The 17,344-nt window shown below is 42.9% G+C and carries 13 protein-coding genes; 2 read left to right on the top strand and 11 right to left on the bottom strand.

From position 1 onward, the window contains the following. Nucleotide 1: 1 nt before the first annotated feature. The 3 genes from J2X69_RS08210 to J2X69_RS08200 form a co-directional block, all read right to left on the bottom strand. Entirely contained in the window at nt 2–3,046 is a 3,045-nt protein-coding gene (locus J2X69_RS08210) for an efflux RND transporter permease subunit (RefSeq protein ID WP_310101342.1), read from the bottom strand. A 3-nt stretch (nt 3,047–3,049) separates the two neighbouring features. After that, entirely contained in the window at nt 3,050–4,120 is a 1,071-nt protein-coding gene (locus J2X69_RS08205) for an efflux RND transporter periplasmic adaptor subunit (protein ID WP_310101339.1), read from the bottom strand. Nucleotides 4,121–4,338: 218 nt separating this feature from the next. Further along, on the bottom strand, nt 4,339–4,833 hold the full coding sequence (locus J2X69_RS08200) for a septal ring lytic transglycosylase RlpA family protein (protein WP_310101335.1): 495 nt from the start codon (nt 4,831–4,833) through the stop codon (nt 4,339–4,341). Nucleotides 4,834–4,960: 127 nt separating this feature from the next. Here J2X69_RS08200 and J2X69_RS08195 point away from each other — a divergent pair, with 127 nt between their 5' ends. Continuing rightward, nucleotides 4,961–6,190 carry an exonuclease subunit SbcD gene (locus J2X69_RS08195; protein WP_310101333.1) on the top strand — a complete coding sequence of 410 codons (1,230 nt, stop codon included), beginning with the start codon at nt 4,961–4,963 and terminating at the stop codon, nt 6,188–6,190. Beyond that, nucleotides 6,187–9,228 (top strand): SMC family ATPase, encoded by a 3,042-nt coding sequence (locus J2X69_RS08190; protein WP_310101330.1) that lies wholly within the window; start codon nt 6,187–6,189, stop codon nt 9,226–9,228. Before J2X69_RS08195 ends, J2X69_RS08190 begins: the two co-directional genes overlap by 4 nt. A 239-nt stretch (nt 9,229–9,467) precedes the next feature. On the opposite strand, the gene J2X69_RS08185 is transcribed toward J2X69_RS08190, so the two are convergent. From J2X69_RS08185 to J2X69_RS08150, 8 genes are all read right to left on the bottom strand, one after another. Continuing rightward, on the bottom strand, nt 9,468–10,664 hold the full coding sequence (locus tag J2X69_RS08185; RefSeq protein ID WP_310101327.1) for an ATP-binding protein: 1,197 nt from the start codon (nt 10,662–10,664) through the stop codon (nt 9,468–9,470). Nucleotides 10,665–11,039: 375 nt separating this feature from the next. Continuing rightward, on the bottom strand, nt 11,040–11,648 hold the full coding sequence (locus J2X69_RS08180; RefSeq protein ID WP_310101324.1) for a dienelactone hydrolase family protein: 609 nt from the start codon (nt 11,646–11,648) through the stop codon (nt 11,040–11,042). Continuing rightward, nucleotides 11,641–12,591: a ring-cleaving dioxygenase gene (locus J2X69_RS08175; protein ID WP_310101321.1), complete on the bottom strand. Its 951-nt coding sequence runs from the start codon at nt 12,589–12,591 to the stop codon at nt 11,641–11,643. Before J2X69_RS08175 ends, J2X69_RS08180 begins: the two co-directional genes overlap by 8 nt. Before the next feature lie 114 nt (nt 12,592–12,705). After that, nucleotides 12,706–13,233 carry a YceI family protein gene (locus J2X69_RS08170; RefSeq protein ID WP_310101318.1) on the bottom strand — a complete coding sequence of 176 codons (528 nt, stop codon included), beginning with the start codon at nt 13,231–13,233 and terminating at the stop codon, nt 12,706–12,708. Between the two features lie 72 nt (nt 13,234–13,305). Beyond that, on the bottom strand, nt 13,306–13,758 hold the full coding sequence (locus tag J2X69_RS08165) for a MarR family transcriptional regulator (protein ID WP_310101315.1): 453 nt from the start codon (nt 13,756–13,758) through the stop codon (nt 13,306–13,308). A 150-nt stretch (nt 13,759–13,908) separates the two neighbouring features. Then, nucleotides 13,909–14,709 (bottom strand): alpha/beta hydrolase, encoded by an 801-nt coding sequence (locus J2X69_RS08160; protein WP_310101312.1) that lies wholly within the window; start codon nt 14,707–14,709, stop codon nt 13,909–13,911. A 79-nt stretch (nt 14,710–14,788) separates the two neighbouring features. Further along, nucleotides 14,789–16,378, bottom strand: a complete 1,590-nt coding sequence (locus tag J2X69_RS08155) for an amidohydrolase family protein (RefSeq protein ID WP_310101309.1) — start codon at nt 16,376–16,378, stop codon at nt 14,789–14,791. A gap of 132 nt (nt 16,379–16,510) precedes the next feature. After that, nucleotides 16,511–17,326 carry an SDR family oxidoreductase gene (locus tag J2X69_RS08150; protein ID WP_310101306.1) on the bottom strand — a complete coding sequence of 272 codons (816 nt, stop codon included), beginning with the start codon at nt 17,324–17,326 and terminating at the stop codon, nt 16,511–16,513. Between the last annotated feature and the right edge of the window lie 18 nt (nt 17,327–17,344).

The raw sequence follows: 17,344 nt of genomic DNA, 5'->3' as shown, positions 1-17,344 counted from the left end.
ATTAGGTCGTTTTCAGAGATTTCTTGGAAACAGTAAACCAATAAGCCAACGGCACAAAATACAAAGCTGTAAGTGTACCTATAGTCAAGCCACCAATCACCGCAAATACCAAAGGTCTCTGTAAATCCGCTCCCAAACCACTGCTAAACACAATCGGTATCAATGCCAGAATCGTCGTAATCGAAGTCATCAGGATTGGTTTGAGACGAATCTGTCCCGCTTTGTGCAAAGCCATCTCCAATGCTTCCCCGGCTGAAACAGTATCCGATTCCACATATTCTTTACGAAGTCGGTTGATCGTATCGATCTTCAGAATCGCATCATTCACCATGATTCCCAGCATCACCACCAAGCCAATGGCAGACATCACATTCAGCGAGGCTCCGAAAACAAACAGTACCAAAAATGCTCCTCCTATGCCAAGCGGAAGTGTAAATACCACTATCAAAGGCTGGATAAAACTCTCAAATTGTGCAGCCAAAATAAAGTACAAAAGCAACACTGAAATCATCAAAATCCCAATGAGCTGACGGATATTTTCCTTGTCCTTGAAATACTGACCGACGGTGGTGACTCCGAGATTTTTGTCCTGACCCCAGCGAATGTACTCACGGGCATGCTCATCAGGATTCTCAGTGGTCACATTCAGCGACTGATAAATCCCCCCTTTGTCAGCAGTCACATATTTATAATGATCTTCATATTGATAGTCCACAAATTCCCCCAGCACATAAGAAGTCGTATCCGAGGCAACCACCCTGGTAGTACGCAATAGATCTTCAAATCGTGCATTGGCCTCTTTCAGGCGAATCGGGGTAATCTGACCAAAACGTCTGATATCCGTAATCGTGAAGCTGCCAAAAAGCCTGGAAATCTGCGTTTGGACTGCATCAACTGGGATTTGGTAGGTAGCCATTTTATCCGCCCGAAGCGTAAAGACCACAGAAGCTTCTTTCTGCAATCCAGGGCCACGCTCCCATTCCTGCACAGGAAACTGACTTAGCCAAGGATCCATCTTAGTTTCCGGCACCGGTTCTTTTGAGCCCAAGTCTTTCCATCTCACCTCATAAAAAGGCATGGTAGAATTAAACAATTGATCGAAAGCATTTGGCGCATCACCAAGGTTAAAAGCCGCTTCAGGATAATTCTTTTTTAGAGTTGCCGCCAATTCCTTGATAGCGGATTCTTTTTCTGCCACAGTAGGAAAAAGGAAATAAAGCAAAGATTGCTGTATTGAATTCTCTCCGTCAAAAAGCAGGAATTGTTTCACCCCAACATCCGCCTCTACCTGAGAATAGCTTCCTTCCATGCTTTTCAAAAGCATAACCACACGGTCTCTGTTTTCAGCTGCGGAAATCGGCTCACTCCAATCCACATCCAGCGTAGCATCCAGCTTTTCTATCTCCGGCAAGCCGGTCGTTTTCAGCATCAAACTGACAGCCAACATAAGCGGAATCAAAAGCAAAAATACCAGCATGGACACTTTTCTGCTTCGGATCACTTTGCGATAGCCAAATTCATACAAGCCCAACACCTTGCTAAAAAAAACACCTTCCCCATCATCGTAGGCTTTTTTGCTCCGGGAAAACATCAGGAAATAAAGCATCGGCAATAGAATAAAAGCCACTGCAAGGGACACTGACAGAATCGCTGTCACCGCTACTGCCTGATCAAAAAACAACGCGCCTGAGATCCCACTCAGAAATATCAGTGGCACAAATACCGCTAGCGTAGTAAGTACTGAACTGATCAATGCACCCATTACTTCGTTCACTCCTTCCACGCATGCTTCGAAAAGCGGCAGGCCACCTTCACGCTTGCGGGTGATATTATCCAAGACAATAATCGCATTATCGATCAACATCCCTATTCCCAGCGCCAATCCCGAAAGGGAAATGATATTAATGGATAGATCAAAGAAGTAAAAAATCAAGAAACTGATCAATAAAGAAGAAGGTAGGCTCACACCGATAATCAACGGAATCCTATAATCCTTCATAAAAAGGAAAAGCACTGCAAATGCGAAAACACCTCCAAAAAGTAAGGACGTTTCCAAGTTGGAAATCGCAGCATTCAGGAGATTGGACTGATCTTGGGTAAGCTCAAATTCCACCTGAGGATAATCCGCCTTGAACAACTCCAGGGATTTTTTCAACTCAGGAATCAACTCATTCATTTTGGCAGAAGCCTGCTTATGAACAGTTATTACCAGACTTTCCTTTGTTCCGAAAAGATGATAGCCAAGTGTCTCCTGCGTCTCATAACTTACCTTAGCCAGTTTTCCCAAAGGGACAATTACTCCCGAGGGGGCTGCTACAGGAAGACTCTCTATATCCCTTGGTGTATCCACCCGGGTCGCCAGACGAAGGTAATAGCGGAATTGACCGTCTTTTACAGAGATCCCCGGAAGTTCTCTATTGCCTGATTCGATCGCGGAGATTACATTCTGCTGAGTAATTCCAAGTGCAGACAAAGCCTCAACATTGGGCTCTACCGTGATGATCCGCTCCTTTTTCCCATTGATATCCACGAGAGAGACACCCGGCAATTGCTCTATCCGCTTTTTTAGGACATTCTCTGAAAGAAGACTTACCTCCACCTCATCCACTCCTGCCCTTGGTACCACCTGCACTCTGGCCACAGGTATATCAGAGGTATTGATCCGGATCACTTCCGGGCGTCCCAGATCTGCAGGCAATCCATTTGTCAACCTGTCTATTTTCTCATTGACATCTATGTAAGCCAACTCCATTTTGGTGTTGTAGTCGAATGTCAATCGGATCGTACCCACTTCGGATCCTGCTTTGGAATCCATTTCCTGTAAGCCATTCAAAGTGATCAATCCTTCACGAATTCGGCTCAACACATTTTGCTCGATAGCCTCGGGAGAGGCATTCGGATAATTGACTTTCACCACGATCTGCGGTACATCGATCGGGGGCAAAAGCGAAATAGGCAGCGTACGCAAAACGATAAAAGCAAACACCATCAGCGCCACAAAAGTCATAAAAACTGCTATAGGCCGGGCCAGTAAAAATCTAACCATGGCTTATTCTTTTATGATTTGAACCGGTGCCTGATGTGCAAGCTGCAGATTGTTGGTGGTGATTACTGTGCTGTTTTCTTCAATTCCCTCAAGAATCTCCACTTCCTCCCCATTATCTTTACCCACTTCCACGTAGTTCCATTTAGACTCCTTATTTTCTATGGTGAAGACCACTGCCCTGCCGGATCTATAGACCAGCGCATCCTTAGGTACCACCAGAGAATTATTTTGCGGAGAACGGATGACTGCTCTGGCGTTCATTCCCGGAAGCAACGCCTTATTGGCCGGCAGGGTAATAGAAACCTGCACCAAACCACTTTCATCTACTTTTGGGTTGATCCCGGTCACCCTCCCTTCCAAAGCTGCTTGGGTATTTGATATAGGATAAACCTCTGCTTTCTGATTGAGGGAAATAAAACTGATGTCGGATTCCAGCACCTTTACCTTTAGAATAAACTGATCGGTTCCTAAAATCTGGCAAAGCACTTCGTTCGCACCCACCAAACTACCGGCTTTGAATTTCAGGTCAGCAATTTGCCCTGAGATAGGTGCCCGCACCACACTTCTATCGAAGCTCATGTGAGCTTCCTTAAGCTCTAATTCTGATAAGAAAACGCCATTTTTGGCTTTCAGCTGTTCATCTATTATAGTTTGCCCGTCAATATCCTCTGATGAAAACACATTTGGAAAGCCCATCTTGTCTGATTCATAATTTGCATTTGCATTTCGAAGAGCAATTTTAGCTTTTTCCAGTCTAAACTCCGGCTCGGTAGGATCCAGCTTCGCTATTACATCACCTTTGCTCACTGACTGTCCTTCCCGCACATGGACCTCGAGCAGATAACCTGCCTGCTCTATCACAGCCAGAACTTCCGCTCCGGCTTCGAGTTTGCCGGGAGCATTGATCAGATAATCAAAGCTTTTTCGCTCCGCAGTGGCAACATTCACTTCAGTAGCAGCAACCTGGTTTCGAAAGGATTCTGTAGGAGCTTCTTCGGACTTTTTCGTATCTTCTTGACAGGCAGAGAATAGGACTATTAAAAAACCCAAAAGTGTTGGAGTAAAGTTTTTCATTTAAATAGTAGTTTCGACTATTAAGAAACTAACTAATTCTTCAATGTCAAAATCTTTATTGCACGAATACAGTTAAAAAAAGTGAATTATCTATAACCCTAGCTATCAGTTGGCGGAAATAAATTTGCCGTATCCATAAAATTCCCGATGGAGAGGCATAAATCTCATTTTCAGATCATTTATAGCTCGGGACGCTATACCCCTCAGCACTATCGAGGTTAAAGACTTCCTACTGAAAAATCCAGTCCACCCTCGGGGACTTTGATCGGTTCCTCCACAGGCCGCAGCCGCAAAGTAGCAGGAGGTTCCTCTCCAAAATATTCAATCAGTCGATTTATTTCTCCGGGATTTTCTACTTCGATTCTTACTTTGGTAATTCCATCGTGAAGAAGCCCTAGCTGAGTCCCGGCTTTACGGGACAAATCTATGATGCGCCTGGAGTTTTTAGGCAATCTGTCATTCACCCTTACCCAGACAAATTCGCCGGTATCTACTCTTGTTACTTTTATTCTGGTGTCGAAAGGCAAAGTTTTGTGAGCCGCGGTAAGACTGTCCATATGAAAGATCTCGCCATTGGAGGTTTTTCTTAAATGAAATCTTCTCCCATAAAAACTAGCCGTTCCTTCCTGTATCAATAAAGCATCAGGGGGTAATGCTGACGGAGAAGTATCAGACGACAGAGCTGCTATCAATATCAGAAACCAATTCCACATAAACTTTTCTCGGATTATCGCCTGCCTTTTCAATAAAGATGCCAATTATTGTCATTTAGACCAAATGGCTTGCAGCTGGTGATCTGCTGAAGTAATTTAGTCTTTCATTCATTTTTAGGCTACGTATATGATCAAAATACTCCACACGGCAGATTGGCACTTGGGTAAAAGGCTTCAGGAATTCTCCAGATTAGAAGAGCAAAAATTGGTTTTGGAGGAAATCAGGACTATAGCAGATCGCGAAAATGTCGATTTAATTCTTTTGGCAGGAGATATTTTTGACACATTCAATCCAAGTCATGAAGCGGTAGAATTACTTTACAAATCACTTCGAAGACTTACCAATGGAGGTAAGCGTCCGATTGTTGCCATCTCCGGAAATCATGACAGTATACAGTTCGTTGAAGCTCCCGATCCCTTGGCCCGGGAAATGGGAATATTTTTCTATGGTAAATACGACACCATAATCCCTAGCGGGAAGCTGGACAACGGCATAGAAATCACTCAATCAGCCATGGGATTCGTAGAAATAAAACTTCCCAAATTTGATTTTCCGGTTCGGATCATTCTGGCACCTTATGCGAATGAAGTCTCCATGAAAACCTATCTCGGAGAAGTTGATCGTGAGGAGGAATTCCGTAATCTAATGGGGAAAAACTGGAAAAATCTGGCCGATCAGTATTGTGATGAACAAGGTGTGAATCTATTTGCAGGACATTTTTTCTTTATGAAAGAAGGAGAAAAGCAAGAACCTGAACCTGAGTCCGAGCGCCCAATACTTCATGTAGGGGGAACTCAGGCACTTTTCACCAGAAACATTCCCCATCAGATCCAATACGCTGCATTGGGCCATTTGCATCGCTATCATGCTGTAAGCCACGAGCACTGCCCTGTCGTCTATTCCAGCTCGCCACTCGCCTACTCCTTCAGCGAAGCAGACCAACAGAAGCAAGTGGTGATCATCGAAGCAGAGCCGGGCAATCCCGTACATTTCCATCCCATCGGTCTCAAAGAAGGACGACCCCTCTATCGCAAAACCTTCGATAAGCTACCCGAAACCTTGGCTTGGCTGGAAGAAAACCCTTATTGCTTTGTAGAATTAACCTATGCTACCGAAAATTCGATTGAAGCCGCGACTAGAAAAGCGATAATGAAAGCCCACGACGGCATCGTCAATCTAATCCCACAAATCAAAAACCCTTTGGGCAGGGAAAATCAAAGTTTGCAGGTAGAAGATCTGGGAAAAGACATGGAAAGCCTCTTCAAACTTTTCTATGAAAGCGACAAAGGCCAGAAACCAAACGCAGAACTACTCGCAATCTTCAAAGAAGTCATCAGCCAAAACGAAGAAATATGATTCCTATCAAACTCGATATTCAGGGATTATATTCCTATAAAGAAAAACAGACCATAGAATTTGACAAACTCACGGCTGCCGGACTGTTCGGGATTTTTGGTGCGGTAGGCAGCGGGAAATCATCCATTCTGGAGGCGGTACTTTTGGCACTTTACGGGAGTACTGAGCGTCTTTCTGATCGCGGAGAAAAGAATAGCATGGTCAATCTGCAAAGCGATCAGTTGCTCGTAAACTTCGAATTCAGCTCAGGAAGAAACAATGCCAAAACTTACCTGGCCCGCTATGCTGCAAAGAGGAATACCAAAAACTTTGACGACATCAAACCCGCCGAACACACCTTCTATGAAAAAACAGATGGGAATTGGCAACCAATTACAGCCAGGACCGAGGAGATAATCGGCATGCGTAAGGAGCACTTCAAGCAGACTGTCATTATTCCTCAGGGAAAATTCCGTGAATTCATCGATCAGAAACCCACAGACCAGGCAAAGATGATGAAGGAGCTTTTTGGCTTGGAGAGATTTGACCTTTCATTCAAGACCGGAATTCTATTAAAAACTGTCAAAGAACAGAAAATCCGACTTGAAACTCAATTGCAGGGACTGGAGGAGATCACAGAAGAAATATTCACTGAAAAACAAGCGCAATTTTCAGTATTGAAAAGCCAAGCGACCGAAGCTTCTCTCAAGCTGAAAACTGCAGAAATAGAAATCCGAACCCAAGAAAACCTCCAGGATAAATATCTGCAATTGCTGAAGTTCAGAACTGAGCGGGAGAACTTAAATATTCAACTGCCGGAAATAGAAAAACAGCGCCAGCTGCACTCAGAATTCATTACTGCCACCACTTATCTGCGACCGGTATGGGAGCAGATCAGGGATACCAAATCAGACTTTGAAAAGTATAAAGTAAGTGTCATTGACTGCGAGCGCTTCAAAATTGAATTTGCCAAGGAAGTCTCTGACCTCGAAAAAGAAGAAGAAGAGCTAAAGAAGAAGAATCAGGAAAGACCTCTGCGGGAAAGTAAAATCAGAGACCTGAAGAAAGTCATTGAGATTCAAAAGCTGGAAACTCAACGCGAGGATGTAAATTCAACTTTAGTGAAACTGTCACCGGCTATAGAGACCAAAAAGCAAAGCCAGAAAGAGTTAGAAACAAAAATCGCTGATCTGGAGAATCAGGCAGAAAAGGTAAATACCGTAGACAGTACATCTTTAGCACAACTCTTAAGTTCTGCAAAAGACTGGCAGCACACGACAAACCAATTAAACAAAGTTCAGCTTGAAGCAGAGGAGGCAAAAAGAGAAGCGGAAGAAATTCAGCTCAAACTAAATGAACTTAAGCATAGAATTCCTGATGTAGCCGATTCTTTCGAAACATGGGTTGTTTTACAAAAAAACAGCATAAGGAATTTGGAAGAGCAGCGGGATCTGCTCATACAAAAGCAAGGGCTTGCCGCTCACGTTCATTTACTCCATCAAGGTGAAGCTTGTCCACTTTGCGGTGCTTTGGAGCACCCAGATCCCTTGGATGGTGATGGAGGAAATGAGCTGGAGCTGAAATCCCATGAGATCCATGAAGCCAAATCCCTACTTGAGAAAACTCAAGTTTTAGCTTCTACGCAAAATGAATTGCTCTACAAACTCGAAAACCATCAAAGAACCCTAGGTGCCAAGAACGATGAAATTCATCTCCTAACACAGAATTTTACCGCATTAAAAACCGGACTCACTGATCATGAGATAGATTCTCAGGAGAGTCTGCAAGCCAAAATCAGCGCTATAGAACACAGCAGTCAGGCGCGGGAGCGACTTCTCAAAGAAGTAAAAATACTTCGAAAAAACTGGGAAGCTGATCGGGAACTGATCACTCAGTCCGAGAAAGAACTTCAGCAGGCGCAGTTGAAACTGCAATCTGTGCAGTCCAATATTTCTTCCAAGAAAGAAGAAATCCGGGATATGGCCTTCTGCAAGCAGTTTTTCACCAAAGAGCCCGATCAAATCCAAGCCACTATTGACAAAGTGGAGAAGGACATAGAAGAAGCACTGCAATTGCTCGAAGGAAAGCAAAGGCATCTTCGCGACCAAAGAAGCAAAAGAGATATAAATCTGGCGGATTTAGAAAATTTCATCCGGCTGTGGGAGCAAAGCCAAGCTAAGCTTGAAAGACTCACCTCAGAATTTGAATCGCTGAAAGTACAGCATGGATTCAGGGATGAGGAACAATTAATTCACTTATTCCGGCATTCAATTGATGCGGAAAAAGTAGCCCGTGAAATAGCGGATTTTGACCGCAAACGCGATATAGCGGAGAATAGAATTCAGGAACTTCAAGCTGAAAATGGAGTGGCTGATTTTCAGGAAAATGCATTTCAGGAATTTGTCATATCCTTCGGGAATCTAAAAACCAATGCAGAATCCTATCAAAAGCAGGTTCATTTACTCGACAAAGAAATCCAAGAAACTACGGCTAAACTAGCAGAGAAGAAGATTCTTCAGACTGATTTTGCCAAGCTGGAGATAAGGGAAAGCTATCTCAAGGAACTGGAAAACATGTTCCGTGGAAGTGGATTTATAAAGTTCGTGAGTTCTATCTACCTAAAGGAACTCTGCAACACCGCCAACGTGAGGTTCATGAAGCTTTGCAAAAACCAGCTTAGTCTGGAGATAGACGGCAATAATATATTTTGGGTGATTGATTATCTGAACGGAGGCAAAAAGCGACTTCTCAAAACGCTGTCGGGCGGACAGACATTTCAGGCTTCACTTTGTCTGGCTTTGGCTTTGGCAGAGAAAGTAAAAGCACTTAATCAGGCAGATCAAAGTTTCTTCTTTATGGATGAGGGGTTTGGAGCCTTGGACAGAAATGCCCTTCGGGTAGTCTTCGAGACCCTCAAATCACTTCGTCATGAAAACCGGATAGTCGGAATTATCAGTCATGTAGAAGATCTGCAGCAGGAAATCGGGGTCTTCGCCAATGTGGAACTCGATCCTGAACGGGGATCTCAGGTGAGCTATTCATTTTACTCAACGCAGTGAGTGAATTTACTCAGTACATTGAGTAAAATCTTAAATACAGACATTATACATTGAAAATCAATTAATTACAAAATAATTTTAAAAACGAATTAAATGAATTAGAGCGCATAATTTATCGTTTTTAGGCGCTTTGCTCAAAAGTGGATGAGATGAAAAAGGATTCTAATCTACGCCCAAAGCCCTGCCTCCTTCGTAGTTAAAAAAATTCCCACAAAAAAGACAGCCATTCGACTGCCTTTTTAATTATATAAATCTAACACATCCATCCGCAAGAACTCCTCCCAGGGAATTCCACCCGTCCCGACAACAAGAGATTTTTCCGGATGATAGGCACTCGTGAAGGAATTCAAGCCTGTCAATCCACCGACTTTTGAAGTCTTCACTTCCAAGGCTATTATTCGCTTCTTGTACTCTACTACAAAGTCAACCTCATTATTCCCTTCTCTCCAATAGTAGACGTGCAACTTTCTCTCTTTGAAAGTCTGATTTACCAGATGGGCTCCTACTGCAGACTCCACCCATCTCCCCCATGCACGATGATCCGCTTGGAGAGTTTCCATGGTTTCATTAGAAACACCTGACATGATCGCAGTATTATGCACCATGAATTTGGGACTGGAAGATCGCTTTCTGACGAGATTAGGACTGTACTTTTCGAGCCCACTTAGCAAGCCAGCCTCATTCAAAAGCACTAAATAATGGGTCAGTGTAGTGGTGTTTCCTGCATCAGCAAGCTGCCCCATGACTTTGGTGAAGCTGAGAACCTGCCCCGAATAGGATGAACCAATCTCAAAGAGCCGCTTCATAAGCGCCGGCTTATCTACACGGGTAAGCATTAGGATATCCTTAGAGATACTGGTCTCTAAGAGCGCATCCCGAACATAATTCTTCCAGCGATCTTCATCCTCTTTTAGCAAAATAGCGCCGGGATATCCACCGTACCAAATGAACTCTTCAGGGGAAAGTCCGAAAGCATCCTTCATTTCCCTGTAAGACCAATGTCCCAAATAAGTGGATTCAAATCTGCCCGCCAGTGATTCAGTCAAGCCTTGCTGCAACATCAATCTGGATGAACCCAGCAATACCACCCGAATATCCCGCTCCTCAGCAGTATCCTTATCCCATTCCGCCTTGACCTGCTCACTCCAGTTATCAATTTTCTGTACTTCATCGATTACCAAAATATAAGGTGTCTCAGGAGATCTGTCTTGCTTCATCCGAGCGTTTTCCCATTGCTGGGCTATCCATATCCTATCAGTAGCCGGCACCGCATCAGCAGCTACCAGTGTATGTGGCCAATTGATATCTTTCATGATCTGACGCACCAGTGTCGTTTTACCGACCTGACGAGGACCATAGATTACTTGGATGAACATTCTAGGCTCATCGCAAAGGCGTTTCTGTATCTGGTCTTTCTCTGCTCTCTGATAGCTCATTTTTTTTACTCTTTAACTTGAGTAAAATTACTCATTATATTGAGTAATTTCAAAAATTAGATCATATTAATTTTATTATCAATCAGTTACAAGATAATTTTTAAAGAATATTCATCCATAGTCAACAGGAAATAACAGATATGGGCACATTCAGGGATGAAAGTGTATTTGGGAAATAAGGCTTTGACTTTCTGCTCTCAGGCAGGCGTTCTGTCTTACAAACTTGGCCTTCCGTTCTAGGGGAGGCAGGTTACCTGGAAATTATCTCTAAACTATTGCCTCTGAGAAAATCTCCGCATCCTATGCGGTTAAAAATTTTCACAAAAAAAATCCTCTGACGACTGCCGGAGGATTTTTTGAATTAAGAAAACCTATTTACAATATATTCTCATTAACCCAATCAATTTCTTCCTTACGGATAGTATGATTGGAATCCTTGAAAATCAATAATTTCACTTTTGCACCCATCCTGCTCAGTAGGGTTTCTGAATCTTTTATTCTGGATAGTGGTACATGCATATCTTTTTCACTGCTTCCAATGAAAATTTTTGTACCCTCAAAATCTCCCGAATATTTCTCTTCCTGAATTTTCTCTCCTATCAATCCACCTGTAAAAGCTATAACTCCCCCCAGCTTCCTGGCATGCTGTGCCGCAAACTCAAGACTCAAACAAGCTCCCTGAGAAAAGCCAATCAGCACAACATTCTCCGAAGGTATATCTGCTTGAGCAATTTGGTCCCATGCTGCTTTTATACGCTCCAGCGATTTGGACAAAGCAGCTCGATTAGCCTCATCAGGTGCCATAAAACTATAGGGATACCAAGTTCCACCATCGGCTTCCGGTGCCAAAAGCGCATACTCATCAAGGGTAAGGTATTGCGAAAGCGAAAGTATACTCTCTGCATTTGCACCTCTACCATGAATTAATATCGCAGCTTTTTTTGCCTCAGCTAAAGGAACACCCGTTACTTTTATCTTAGTCATAAGCTTCCACATTTAACTTTACCGGTGCTAGACTCTCTTCAAATTTCGCTCGATTTGGTTCAGCCCATTCGGGTAGTTTGATCAATTCGCCCAAGTGTGCTTCATCCTCGTCTATAGCAAAGCCAGGCTCATCCGTAGCTACTTCAAATAGCACTCCTCCGGGTTCACGGAAATAAATGGAGGTGAAATAATTCCGGTCTTTCACTTCCGTTACCTGATATCCATTCCGCATCAAGAGTTCCTGAACCTGAAGTTGCGATGCTGCATTTTCTGTTCTGAATGCAATGTGATGCACCGTTCCGGCACTTTGCGAACCTCTATTCCCTGACTTGTCAAGAACGATATCCACTATATCTCCAGGCTTACCTGCTGTTCCATAGCGGAATCTGCCATTTTCCTCACCGATGAAGTGGTAATCCATGTGTTCAGTCAGCAACTTTTCGGTCAATTCTTTGGCTCTCAGATTTAAAGTAGCTCCATAGAACCCTTTAATCGAATGTTCTATTGGCACCTGACCATAAGACCAACCTGTTCTATCATCCCGGTCATTGGCCACCAACTCAATACCCATACTGTCATGATCTTCAAAGCGAATCAGCCGATCACCAAAACGGGTTAAAATATCAGATACGGAAATTCCATATTTCTTCAACCGCTCTATCCAATAGTCCAACGATGCTGATGGGATAGAAAAAGCAGTGTAAGTAACTTCACCCGCCCCTTTGCTTCCTTTACGCGCTCCGGTAAATGGAAAGGTGGTGAATACTGTACCCGGTCTTCCCAACTCATCTCCAAAATAGAAATGATAAACACCCGGAGCATCGAAATTGATTGTCTTTTTCACCAGCCTTAATCCAAGGATTCCGGTGTAGAAATCAATATTTGCCTGTGGATTGCCTGCAATTGCAGTAATGTGATGGATTCCCGTGATTAATGGTTTCATGGTTGTTTGGGGAAAATGGTTGCTGTTGCCATTCCTGATTTCTAGTCTATTAAAAATACCGGAATGGTTTAAAGAAACCTTCGAAGTCTTTTAGACCTCGAAGGTTAAAATCAATTAGGCTTGTTTTACAAGCTGTACACTTAGGATCAAACGAACTTGATCACTAACTACTACACTTCCTGCTTCAGTCACCGGTGACCAAGTCAGACCATACTCTTTACGGCTGATTTTACCTTCAATCTCAAAACCGGCTTTAGTCTGTCCGTAAGGATCTCCGGCAATGCCACCGAATTCCACATCAAGAGTAAGAGGCTTGGTATTCCCTTTTATAGTCAAATCACCAACTAACTTATAATCTCCTCCCTCATTTACAATTTTACCGGCAAAGCTCAATTTCGGATGATTTTCCGCATCAAAGAAATCCGCAGACTTCAAGTGATTATCCCTGTCAGTCTGATTGGTACTGATACTGTCAATCGAGGTAGAGAATGATACACTTGAACCGTCAAAATCTTCAGAAGTGCTTTCTACCTGACCTTCGAATTCTTTGAAGTAACCTGTCACAGTAGATATCACTAAGTGTTTTACTTTGAAAGATACTTCAGAGTGTGTAGGGTCGATAATCCATTTTGTAGTACTCATAACTTTTTTTGTTTTAGTTGATTTTTGTTTGTATTGATATTAAATGTATATACACGTATAGGTGCAAATTTTTTAACCTCTCAGTTTATCAAGAAGTTCATTCATGGTGTCTACTTCTTCTTTGGTGAGATTGATCACTTGGTTGTTGAATCCTTCCATGTGAACTTGCAAATCGTCCAGTATTTGAAGTCCTTTTTCAGTAATCATAATATCTACCTGTCTACGGTCATTGCTGCATTCGCTCCGTTCTACGAGCATTTTTGCCTTCAATTTATCCACTAAGCGACTGGCGTTGGACATCCTATTGAGCATTCTATCCTGAATGGAGGACACTGTAATGGGAACACCATTTTGACCTCTTAAGATTCTAAGCACATTGTACTGCTCAGGAGAGAGATCAAAAGGCTTTAGAACTCCATTCTGGGCTGAGACCAAATAGCTATGTGTGTAGAGCAGATTGACCACTAATTTATTGTATGGGTCTTTAAACTCCTTCTGCTTAATTGCTTCTTCTAAACTCCCCATATCTTTTGTTGATGTATTTAATGTATATACATGTAAATGTAAAAAAAGGTTTCAACTAGTGGTAAAATAAATGGATTTTTTTTCAGAGTTTCTTAACTAGGAGTCCATACCGCATGTCAAAAGACCGTATAAACTGAAGAAATGCACTTTTCAACTCCTTTCTATTAGCCAATCCCCAATAAGTCTATTAATTTCTTTAGGCTTTTCTATTGAGCTACTATGGCCTGCTCCAGGAAGCAAGTGCAATATTGACTTGCGGATCCCCATCTGAATAAACTTGGCTTTTACAGGAGTGGTAGCTACATCTTCATCCCCCACTATGATCATCGTAGGACAAGTGATGCCTCCAAGCTCACTTTCAATCCCCCTCCTGTAAATCACTCCATCTACTGCCCCTGAGATAGTTTTTTTATTTGCTTTTAGTTCTGACTTCCAAAAATCAATTTTCTCGGTATTGAGTGGATCATTAAGCCAACTTTCTGCAAACATAATCTTCATCACTTTCCCGGTAACAGGAGGCACTACGCCAAACCATTTCACTATCCCGTTCAGGGTTTTGTATTTAGGGAGATTTTCCACCGGTTCAGAGTTGGCTGATGTTTCTAAGAGAATTAGGCTTTTGATCAATTCAGGAAATCTTGATGCAAGTCTCATCCCTATAAAACCTCCCATGGAAAGCCCTGCAAAGTGCACGGGGCCTTCACACAGTTCTTTGATCAATTCGGCAGCATCCTCAGCCAGTGTATCCATATCAAATGGTCCGACTACCTCACTTTGCCCCTGCCCCCTATGATCATATGCGATCACGCGAAATCGACTTTGAAGAAATTCGATTTGATCACCAAACATCTTATGACTCCAAAGCAAGCCATGTGAAAAGACAATCGTTTCCTCCCCATTTCCTTGATCCGTGTAGAAAATATCAACTCCGTTTACATTGATTTGGGGCATTAGTTAATTTATTTTAGTGTAATCTGCCGATAGAAATCGTGAATTGACCAAAATCACTGCATACCAAATTCAATTTCGGTTACCACGCTAAGCCTGGCTGGGTAATAGTATACCCCTGTTCAGTTTTTTGCTTTTCCACAATCTCCCTCACATCTTCCAAAAGCTTTTTGGCATCAAAGACTATACCGTCTTTCACTGTGTACTTTACGCCGCCTACCCGTATTGGTTTATTATTTTCATCAATTCGGATAGCTCCTGTTCCATAAAGTACTTTCAGGTTTTGAAGCGGATTCTCCTCAAGGATGATAAAATCTGCCAGTTTTCCAACTTCCACAGTACCAACCTCATTTTCCATTCCCAATAATTCGGCACCATACAATGTAGCCGAACGAAGAACTTCCAAAGGATGAAAACCGGCTTCCCTGAGCAATTCCAGTTCACGGATATAAGCGAATCCATAGAGTTGATAGATAAATCCGGAATCAGATCCCGCAGCCACTCTCCCGCCTTTGTTTTTATATTCATTCACAAAAGCCATCCAAAGTCTGTAATTTTCTTTCCACTGTATCTCCTCCTCCGTAGTCCAGTCAAACCAATAGGAACCATGGGAATGGCGACTTGGTGCATAAAATTCCCAAAGTGAAGGCAAAGTATAAACACTATGCCACTCTGCGGTCCTTGCCCTCATCATATCGCGATTTGCTTCATAGATATTAAATGTAGGATCAAGCGTGAAATCCAGTTCAAGCAGTTCATTCATTACTTTATTCCAATGATCCGAACCCGGCGCGGCAGCTTGCTTCCAAAGTTTACCGGCCTCACCAAAACGATGTTGTTCATTTTGATAGTTGTAATCCAGTCTGAAATCCTGAATCGTACGGTCTTCGAACAAGGCTTCCGGCAATCCATACCAATGCTCCATGGAAGTCAGACCGGCTCTGGCAGAATTCAATACATTCCAACGGGCTACATCCAACTGCTGATGATGCATTGCGGAGCGGAGCCCAATTCTTTTGTTCTCCATTATTGCAGCCTCCATCACCTCAGGATTGGCTCCAAAAAACTTAATCCCGTCAGCTCCTTTTCCGGCATTCTCATTTACCCAAGCTTTTGCTTGCTCAGCGGTGGTAATTGGAGTCTTGGATCCTTGCCCAAAACTAGTGTAAGCCAAAATTCTGGGTGCTGTGATTTCATTTGCGGCTGATCTTTTCTTTTGATCCAAGACCCAATCAAGTCCGTTTCCTGCCGAAGGATCACGAATGGTCGTAATCCCATGTGCCATCCAAAGCTTAAAGACATATTCCGCAGGAGTACCTTGGCCTCTTCCACCTATATGTGCATGTGAATCAATAAAACCGGGAAGTAAATAATGCCCCTCCAACTCATATACTTTATCCTCAGGACCGGCTTTTGGTCTTCGGCTTTCATCAATAGGCATTCCGGGATAGCCGACCACCTGGATTTGAGCGATTCTATTCTTTTCCACCACAATATCCACGGGGCCCACAGGCGGTGCTCCGGTGCCATCAATGAGAATCACTCCTCTCAAAATCAATCTTCCATACTGCCCATCTCCTTCCTCCCGGTCTGGAGCAGATTCTATCTGGCAATAAGAAGAAAAGGATATATACAAGCCCAAAAAGGCAAGAAGTAAAAATTTTCTATTCATATCTGTCAAGCTAATTCAGCTCAATAAGTTAAGCCAAAAAGACACAAAAAAAAATAAAATAAACGATGAGCTGAAAGCACAAAAAAGCCCTAAGGGATTTCCAAAGGGCTTTTATACAATTGTAAGTAGTTATTATAAATCCTTGAACTTCTCCATGATATCTTCTGAGATTCCTGTAAAGGAATATCCTCCATCGTGGAAGAGGTTTTGCATCGTAACCAGTCTAGTATAGTCAGAGAACATCGTGACGATATATTCTGCACAGGCTTCTGCCGAAGCATTTCCCAGCGGAGAAAGGGATTCTGCAAAATTGTAAAATGAATCAAATCCGCCTATCCCTGTTCCTGCTGTAGTTTTAGTAGGTGACTGAGAGATCGTATTGACCCTTACTTTTTTCAATTTGCCGAATCTATAGCCATATCCACGGGCGATGCTTTCAAGCAAAGCTTTGGCATCAGCCATATCAGTGTAGAAAGGAAAAACTTTCTGCGCTGCGATATAAGAAAGCCCTATGATCGATCCCCATTCATTCATCACATCCAGTTTCTCTGCCACCTGCATCATCTTGTGAAAAGAGACTGCAGACACATCGTATGACTTCATCGCCCAGTCGTAGTTAAGATCTCCGTAAGATCTACCTTTCCTGATGTTTGGCGACATCCCGATGGAATGCAAAAGAAAATCAAAGTTTCCTCCAAGATACTCTTTGGCTTCAGTGTAGAGTTTCTCGATATCTTCTGTACTCGTAGCGTCTGCAGGAATCACGATGGTATCACATTCCTTTGCAAGGTCGTTGATAGCACCCATACGCATCGCAATAGGCGCATTAGTCAAGACAAATCTCGCTCCTTGCTCTTTCGCTTTAAGCGCTGTTTTCCAAGCAATTGAATTCTCATCAAGAGCACCGGTAATGATTCCAAGTTTTCCTTTTAGCAAATTTTCTGGCATATAGCTAGGGGGTTATTT

Origin of the sequence: Algoriphagus sp. 4150 (genome assembly GCF_031457395.1) — a bacterium.
Taxonomy (GTDB): Bacteria; Bacteroidota; Bacteroidia; order Cytophagales; family Cyclobacteriaceae; genus Algoriphagus.
The sequence above is the reverse complement of the archived record's forward strand: the minus strand, read 5'-3'. Positions and strand labels throughout refer to the sequence as shown.